This window comes from Alterinioella sp. (genome assembly GCF_058343375.1).
The window spans coordinates 1-7974 of sequence record NZ_JBTUJH010000041.1 but is presented as its reverse complement, the minus strand read 5'-3'; the positions used below and the strand labels follow the sequence as shown (position 1 = coordinate 7974).

The window sequence follows — 7974 nt, the reverse complement described above, 5'->3', positions numbered from 1 at the left end:
AGTCCCGTACACGTCGAGGGGGAAAAGCAGAAGCTCCGCGCTCACCACGGAGGCCGTGTCGGGGAGTGCCGTGAACTTGAATACGATCCGCGTCTCGATGCCCTGGTAGGTACCCAGAAGCAGCTTGGGGCTGGTGCCCATAGGCACCTCCTTCTGATGGGTCAGAGCGGAGGTGATGGGAACGTCAACTTCGTGGATCGCTCCACTGCCGCGCGCGCCAAGGACGTCGAACCCCGCGGGCAATGGACGCTGTTCGCCACATCCCATGATCGTCAGGAGAAGGGCGGAGAGCAGCATGAGTTGGAACGCGAAACGACCAGGTACAGGTGTGTATGACGGATGTCTCGACATTGAATCGTTACCCGAGCTTGTGCATCGCCGAAATAGTCTCAAAAGACGCTCTGCTTTCACATCGCACCGGAGCTTTGCGGCGCCCGCCCGTCGATCGCGCCGGGCAAAAAACAGCCCGGTGCCGCAAACTCGCGCCCCCATCCGGATGCGCTGCCACTTAAACAACGGAACGGGGCGGCGCGTTCCGGGTCCCACGGGATTCCCACACCACGGCTCCCTTCTTGATCACGGTGCTCACGAGATTGGTGCCGCACTGGTAGGGAATCTGATTCACAGAGTCGCATTCCCACACGACCATGTCGCCTTGAGCTCCGGGCGCCAGAAAGCCCGTACTCCCATCCGCGCGGATGGCTCTGGCGCCGTGAAGCGTGGCGCCCACCAACGACTCTTCGGGCGTCATCCCCATGAAGATAGCGGCCAGCGACATGATCAGAGGCATGGCCTGAATCATGGATGAACCCGGATTGAAGTCCGTGGAGACCGCCACGGGCAGCCCCGCATGCATCAGCGCTCGCGCTGGTGGATACTGCTGGGACCCCAGAAAGAACACCGCACCGGGGAGCATGACGGGCACCACCGCTGCGTCCCGCAACCGCGCAACGTCCTCCGCGTCGATCTGCTCCAGATGGTCGGCTGAAACCGCGCCCATCTCGCAGGCCAGGCGCGTTCCTCCGGTATGGTGGAGCTGATCCGCGTGAATCTTCACCCCCAGACCGTGTTCTTTCGCAGACTGGCAAATTCGCCGGGCCTCGTCCACGGTGAAGTAGCCTTCTTCACAAAACACATCGCAGAATCGCGCCAGGCGGGCCTCGGCCACCCGAGGGATCATCTCGTTGACCACGAGATCCACGTAGCGCGCGCGATCCTCCCGGTACTCCGGAGGAATCGCATGCGCACCCAAAAACGTGGGCACGATGTCGATGGGATGCTCCTCATCACAGCGCCGAAGGGCACGCAGGCATTTCAGCTCCGAATCGGGGTCCAGCCCGTAGCCACTCTTGGCTTCGATGGTCGTAGTGCCTAACTCCAGGAAGCGATCCAACCGCGGCATCATGGCAGCCACCAACTCGTCTTCGGAGGCCTTCCTGACGGCGTCGATGCTCGCCTGAATCCCACCGCCCGCCCCGGCGATCTCCTCGTACGTCATTCCCCGCGCGCGCATGACGAACTCATGCTCGCGCGTCTTGACGAACGCGGGATGCGTGTGGCAATCCACGAAACCGGGGGTGATGAGCCGCCCCTCGAAGTCCAGAAAGCTGGCCGCGGTCTGCCCGCTTACACGCCACACGGCGTAGTCTTGAACGTCGGCAACGCGACCATCTCGCACCCGGACCACGCCATCCTCGAACGTCCGCAGCGCGAAAAGATCGCCCCCGGGCACGGGCGTCACGATCTTGCCCCGAACCGCCAGATCGTCCGTCCCACCCCGGCCTTGCCGCGTCGATTCAGACATTTCTTAGCTCCCTCCCCACGGGGCACCGCGCGGTCACCAGAATCATGCGCCGGCTCCGGGCAGCATCGGAATCTTCACGCCCTTGGGTTTCTTGAAGGCCGGAAACACCCAGGCAAACTGCTTGATCAGCCCGGCCGCCGCGCGCAGGTAATCCTTCATCGGGCCACGCGCGATCTCACGCGCCGCATCGCGTGTTTCCGCGACATAGGAATGCAGCATCAGCGTGACCCGGTAATCGGCCGGGTCGCGGCCGCCATCGCGCAGCGCCTGATGGTAGATCTTGATCTTTTCGCCGACCTCGGCCACGTCCTGGCCCAACAGATGGGTCAGCACATTGGCCCCGATCTCACCGGCCTCGCGCCAGGTATCGGGATTGCCCGCGGTGGTGACCCAGATGGCCAGTTCCCTGGAGACCGGGCGCGGCTGCGTCAGCACCTTGTGCGGCGTGCCGTCGGCCATCGGAAACTCGACCTCTTCGCCGCGCCAGAGCGCGCGCAATTTCTCGATCGTGTCATACATCGCGGGCTTGTTATTGGGCGGCGCATTTTCGGGCCGCAGCACAAAATCATGCGGCTGCCAGCCCGATGCGATGCCAAGCCCGGCACGACCATTGGTCAGGTTGTCGATCACCGCCCATTCTTCGGCCACACGGGCAGGATGATGCAAGGGTGCCACGCAAGACCCGGCCCGGACCGACAGATTGCGCGTCACGGCGGCAACGGCGGCCCCGGTGACCGAGGGGTTGGGATATGGCCCGCCAAATGCGTGGAAATGGCGTTCCGGCGTCCAGACCGCGCAAAACCCGTTTTTATCCGCAAATTCAGCGCCTTCCAACAGCATCCTGTATTTGTCACGGCCGACGCCATCATCATTGCCCCAGTAAAACAGGCTGAACTCCATGCCGCGCCCGGTCTGCGCGATCCGCCCGTCTGATACCAGACTGCGCGCCTCATCGCCCGAAATGACAACGGTAAAGCCGCGCGCCAGGGTCCAGAACAGCTCCAGCACCGAAATGTCAAAGCTGAGGCTGGTGAGCGCAAGCCAGACACCGCCCGAGGCCGGGTCGATCCGCGCATCCATGCCGGTAAAGAAATTGGCGACATTGCGATGCTCGATCATCACACCCTTTGGCCGCCCGGTCGAACCGGATGTGTAGATCAGATAGGCCAGATCATCGGGGCTGACGCCGCTTTCCGGATTGCTTTGCGAAGCGGTGGCAATGCGTGGATCAGTGTCAATCTCCAACACCTGCGCCTGATGCGGCGGCAATCCTGAGGTCAACGCCGCCTCGGTCAGGATCACCTGCGCGCCACTATCCTCAATATAAAGCGCCACACGATCGGCGGGATAGTCCGGGTCAAGCGGCACATAGGCCGCGCCCGCCTTTTGAATGGCCAGCGCCCCGATCAGCAAATTGGCAGACCGGCGAATATGCAGCCCCACGAAACCGCCCGGCCCGGCCCCCATTTCGATCAGGACATGCGCCAGCCGATTGGCCCGCGCATTCAGATCAGAATAGCTGAAGGCGGTATCCTCGAAAATCAGCGCCGCGACCTCAGGGGTCATCGCGGCCTGCGCCTCGAAGGATTGATGGATACAGGCGGGATCGACAGCGGCATCGGTGGCGTTGCGACTTATCAGCAGATCGCTGCGCTCCGCCTCTGGCAGAATATCCAGATCTGTGACGGATATGCCGGACTCTGACATCAAGACATGCGCGTAACGTGCGGATATCAGGTTGAATTCCGCCTCGGAGATACGGGCCGGATTGCCGGTCATCCCGGTGCCGTCATCGGACAGGCTCAGCGCCGCGCCGGGCACCATATTGGCATCCTCAGACAGGGCGAAACCCGGGCAGGAAAACCCGTTCTTCCCCGGCATCCGGGCGGGCAGATCGGCGGCAAACGGGCCCTTGGACCGGGCCAGCGCAATGTCATCGGACAGGCGGTCAGTGAATTCAGCCAGCGTGGCATCGGCCTCCGCCATCACCGGCACCCAAGGGCTCAGATGGCCCTGGCCATCGCCACCCATACCGAGCGCCAGATTGCGCGCACCCATCTTCAGGGCCAGCGCGCCAAACCGGGCGCGGGCCTGCGCTGCTGTCATGCCATCGGGCAAGTCAAAGCTGCGCCGCAGATCTTGCGGCACAACGGCAGGCGTGAACAGGCGATCCTCACCGCCCATATCGTCAAGCCGGGCGCGCCAGAAAGGGTCAGACCTGGCGGCGCGCGCCAAATCATCGGCCAGTGCCTGGTCGATTTTTCTGGCGGGTAAAACACTGCCCTTGCGGACCAACCTGGCGGGATCGACAGCGCGGCCATCCATGGTCTTGATGCCCGACAGCCGCAAGGCCCCGTCCCCGGTTGCAACCACAAAGCCCTGTGCGGAAACCTCCAGAACCGTTCCCGGCGCAGCCCGGCCTTCAGCCTGTTGCGCCTGGCCCACCAAAACCAGCCCCTGCCCGGTGTCACATTTCGGATGCACCAGCGGGTTCCAGTAATCACCATGATCAAATGCGCGAATAACGCGGCGTATATCATTGGTATTGCATGAAAATTCAAGAACTCCGAAATCTTCCGGTCGCTGATCCCGCGCGAAATAACTGCGCTGGTCGAGGTCCTGTGGCTGCCCGGCAGCATCGCCATTCGCCAGCGCCTCAATCACCTGCGGAAAGCTTTCCAAGGCACCAGCAAAGCATTTCATGTTCAACGACAGCGCCGTTTCCTCGGGCGCGATATCGAACATCTTGCGAGCAATGACATTGCCTTCATCAACACCGCCCGCGATCCGGTGCCAGGTGACGCCATGCTGTGTCTCGCCGTTCAGAATGGCCCAGACCGGCGCGTTCAGCCCGGCATAGCGTGGCAATGGGCCGTCATGAAAGTTAACGGCCCCCTTGGCGGCGGCGGCCAGCACTGCGTCGGGAATGATCTCGAGATTTGCGATTGAAAGCAGCCAGTCGACTTCGAGGCCCTGAACCCGCTCCGCCAACCCGGCACCGGGCGCGATACGGGCGATGCCGATCTCATCTGCCCAGGCCTGCAATTCGGCGCAGCGTGTGACAATTGCGCGGATCTCGTGGCCCGCTTCATGCAACATGCGCGCGCAGTTCAGCGCCAGCGTGTCATGGCCGATGATCAAGGCGGAAAACGCAGACATGTCCTATACTCCATTCACGGGGGTGGATTCGGGTCGGGCGGCGCGCCCCGGGCGCGCGCGGCGGCCGAGATCGTGCAACAAAAGATCACGCAGGAAATACGGCGGGTCGGCCGGCCTGCGGCCCGTCAGGGCACAACGTGCCCGGTGAATCACCCCGCCCGCCAGATGGGCCGCCGTGGCCAATGCAGCGTAGGGCGCGCCATGGGTCTTGACGAAATAGTGTCGGCGCGAGGCAAACCAATAGGTCGGAACCGCGCGCCATTCCTTCATTCCGGTCGACACAGACCCGATATGCGTGACCTCGCTTTCACGCACAAAATCAGTCTGATACCCGGCGTTCCTCGCGCGATGGCAGAGGTCGGTTTCCTCGAAGTAAAGAAAAAATCTCTCGTCAAAGAGGCCGATTTCCTCCAGCATATCCGCCCGCATCATCACGCTTGCCCCGGCCAGCCAGTCGACGGGCGTGGTAACCTCGGGAATGGGCACCGGCACGGCGCGATGGCCCAGCCAGCGGCTGACCGGCCCAAGCCGCGCGGCCCCCTCGAACTCGCTGGCAACCGAGGGAAAACGGAACGTCGTCAGATGCGGCTCACCATCGGGCCCATGGATATAGCTGCCGGCAAATCCGGTTTCGGGATGGGTTTGCAGATGTCGCAACAGCGCCCGGATCGCGCCGGGGTCGGGGAAGGCATCGGAATTCAGGACATAGATGTAATCGGGACGCGCCCCCGATGTCAGACCGGCCCGAATGCCCAGATTGTTGCCCGCCCCGAACCCGCCATTGCGGCCCGATTGCAGCACCCGCACCCGGTTCCAGCCCTGATCGGCGACATGGGCCTGCATCGCCTCGAATGAGCCGTCCTGGCTGTCATTGTCGACCACGATGATCTCGCCCGCGATGCCCTCCATTTCGCGCAGAGCCGCCGCCGCCGCGCGCAGGGTCATCTCTGCGGTGCGCCAGTTCAGGATCACGGTCAGCAGGCTTGGGTCATTCGGCGGCATGGCTACCCTCCCATGCCTGGGCAATGTCGCGGGCCCGGTCGGCGGCATCAATCACCTGCTTCATCCGGGCACCCAGCACCCGGACATTGGGTTCCAGCACCATGCTGTCATGATCGCCCGGCACTTCGAAAACCTGCAAGCGCGGGGCCCATTCGGTCCAGTCATTATCGGGCGTGACATAGGCGCGTTCGGAATTGATCAGCCGGTCCCTGGCGACCTGCCATTTGCCCGTCAGCGGCGGGCGGAACAGCGTCAAGGGGCCTTGCCAGGGGAACAGCGGATAGGCGGCCACGGCCTCCAGAAACGCCGCCTCGATCGCGACATTGTGAAATTGCGGGCTGTCCGATGTGGCATCGGCGCGCCCCCGGCGTTTGGCAAATTCCCACCGGATGCGGCGCGCAAGCCATTGGAACGGATAGGCAAAGCCGCCGCGTTTCAGTTCAGCCAGTTGAATGGCGATACGGTCGGCGCGGGTCAGCGCGCGGCGTTGCGGCAGCGGCGTATCGAGCATGACGAGGGCGGCAATCTCTTCGCCAGCCGCGCTCAATTGGCGCGCCATTTCATAGGCCGTGATGCCGCCCCCCGAAAATCCGCCCAACATATAGGGCCCCTGCGGCTGGATCTGGCGCAGCTCGGTGATGTAGTCACGCGCGGCCGCCTTGATCGAGCGATGCGGCGGCGCATCACCAAAAAGGCCGCGCGCCTGAAGCCCGTAAAACGGCCGGTCCGTGCCCAGAAGATGGGCCAGGTGGCGCAGGTTCAGAACATTGCCGAACATGCCCGCAACCAGAAAGAACGGCGTGCGCGCCCCGCCTTCGCCCTGATGCATCGGAACCAGATGGGTGAACCGGCGGCGTGGCTCCTCCTGCGGGGCTTTCGCGCTCTCGTCACTTGTATCAGGCGCGGCACCGCTGGCGGCAATCAACCCGGCGCAACTGCGGATGGTCGGTGCCTCGAACAGGACCGAGATCGGAAGATCCAGCCCCCAGGTCTTGCGGATCATCGCAAAGAGCCGCACCGCAATCAGGGAATGACCGCCGAGATCGAAAAAACTGTCCTCGGCCCCGACCTCGGCAACCCCCAGAAGATCACGCCAGAAACCGGCCAGTTTTTCTTCAATTGCACCTTCGGGCGCAACAAAGGCGCTATCCAGATCGGGGCGGTCAAACCCGGTCTCGGTGTCGGTGGCGGTGCTGTCCTGCCCGGCCTGACGGATCAACCCGTCCAGCGGCAGGGACGTTACCACGACCTGAGGCAGATCCGAGGCCAGCGCGCGCAGGAAGGCCTCGGCCCCTTCATCAGACCGGATGCCCTGCGCGATATTGTGGCGCAGACGTTCCTCGGCGGGCGACAGAGGCCGCGGGCCATCGGTATCAGCGGCGGGCGCGGCAAGGGGGGCGGCAAAGGCGATATCCCCCGCCATCCGGCGCAGGGTAAAGCCGCTTATCACAACGCAGACCGTGCCATCGGGGGCCGCCAATGTGATGTCGAAACTGGCGGTCTGGTGATCGGCGCGATTGTCATCCGCATTGCGAATATATGAAATAACTTCGTCTGGCAAAGCATTGAATACCTTAACAGACGCGTAGTTGACCGGCACCCATAGCGCGCTGCCATCATAGCCCGCGATCAGATCCATCGGCCAGCCGGTGGCCATGTCCAGCAGACCGGGATGCAGCGCCATATCGGTGCCTCCGGGCAAGCCCAGTCGGGCCAGGCCCTCGCCATCGCCCAGGCGCGTTTCGCGCAGCACGCGCCAGTTGGCACCGAACCGCAGATGCGCCTCTTGCGGCGATGTCAGCGCGGCACCGGCCGGATCTGTCACCGGCGCGCCAAGGCGGGCCTCGATGGCGGCGATATCAAGCCTCTCGGGGGCGGTTTGCGGCAACAGGCTGATCTCGGCCTCGGCGTTGATCTCCCAGGCACCACCATCGGATTGCGCCTCGATCCGCAGGCCATAGCCCATATCGCTGCGCGGCAGAGTCAGGCGCATGGCGGTATCGGCCCCG

4 protein-coding genes are annotated in these 7974 nt (G+C 63.6%); all 4 read right to left on the bottom strand.

Going from position 1 to position 7974, the window contains the following annotated elements; translation table 11 throughout:
* Nucleotides 1–508: 508 nt before the first annotated feature.
* Nucleotides 509–1804: an imidazolonepropionase gene (gene hutI, locus ACW8PS_RS07025; RefSeq protein ID WP_491526621.1), complete on the bottom strand. Its 1296-nt coding sequence runs from the start codon at nt 1802–1804 to the stop codon at nt 509–511.
* A 42-nt stretch (nt 1805–1846) separates the two neighbouring features.
* Nucleotides 1847–4963 (bottom strand): MupA/Atu3671 family FMN-dependent luciferase-like monooxygenase, encoded by a 3117-nt coding sequence (locus ACW8PS_RS07020; RefSeq protein ID WP_491526620.1) that lies wholly within the window; start codon nt 4961–4963, stop codon nt 1847–1849.
* 3 nt (nt 4964–4966) lie between these two features.
* On the bottom strand, nt 4967–5965 hold the full coding sequence (locus tag ACW8PS_RS07015) for a glycosyltransferase family 2 protein (RefSeq protein WP_491526619.1): 999 nt from the start codon (nt 5963–5965) through the stop codon (nt 4967–4969).
* Nucleotides 5952–7974 (bottom strand): thioesterase domain-containing protein (locus tag ACW8PS_RS07010; protein ID WP_491526618.1); only part of this gene is annotated, 2023 nt, incomplete at its 5' end. The genes ACW8PS_RS07015 and ACW8PS_RS07010, both read right to left, overlap by 14 nt.

Coding starts and splice junctions, on each gene's coding strand:
- hutI (WP_491526621.1), bottom strand. CDS start 1,804: ATGTCTGAATCGACGCGGCAAGGCCGGGGTGGGACGGACGATCTGGCG.
- ACW8PS_RS07015 (WP_491526619.1), bottom strand. CDS start 5,965: ATGCCGCCGAATGACCCAAGCCTGCTGACCGTGATCCTGAACTGGCGC.
- ACW8PS_RS07020 (WP_491526620.1), bottom strand. CDS start 4,963: ATGTCTGCGTTTTCCGCCTTGATCATCGGCCATGACACGCTGGCGCTG.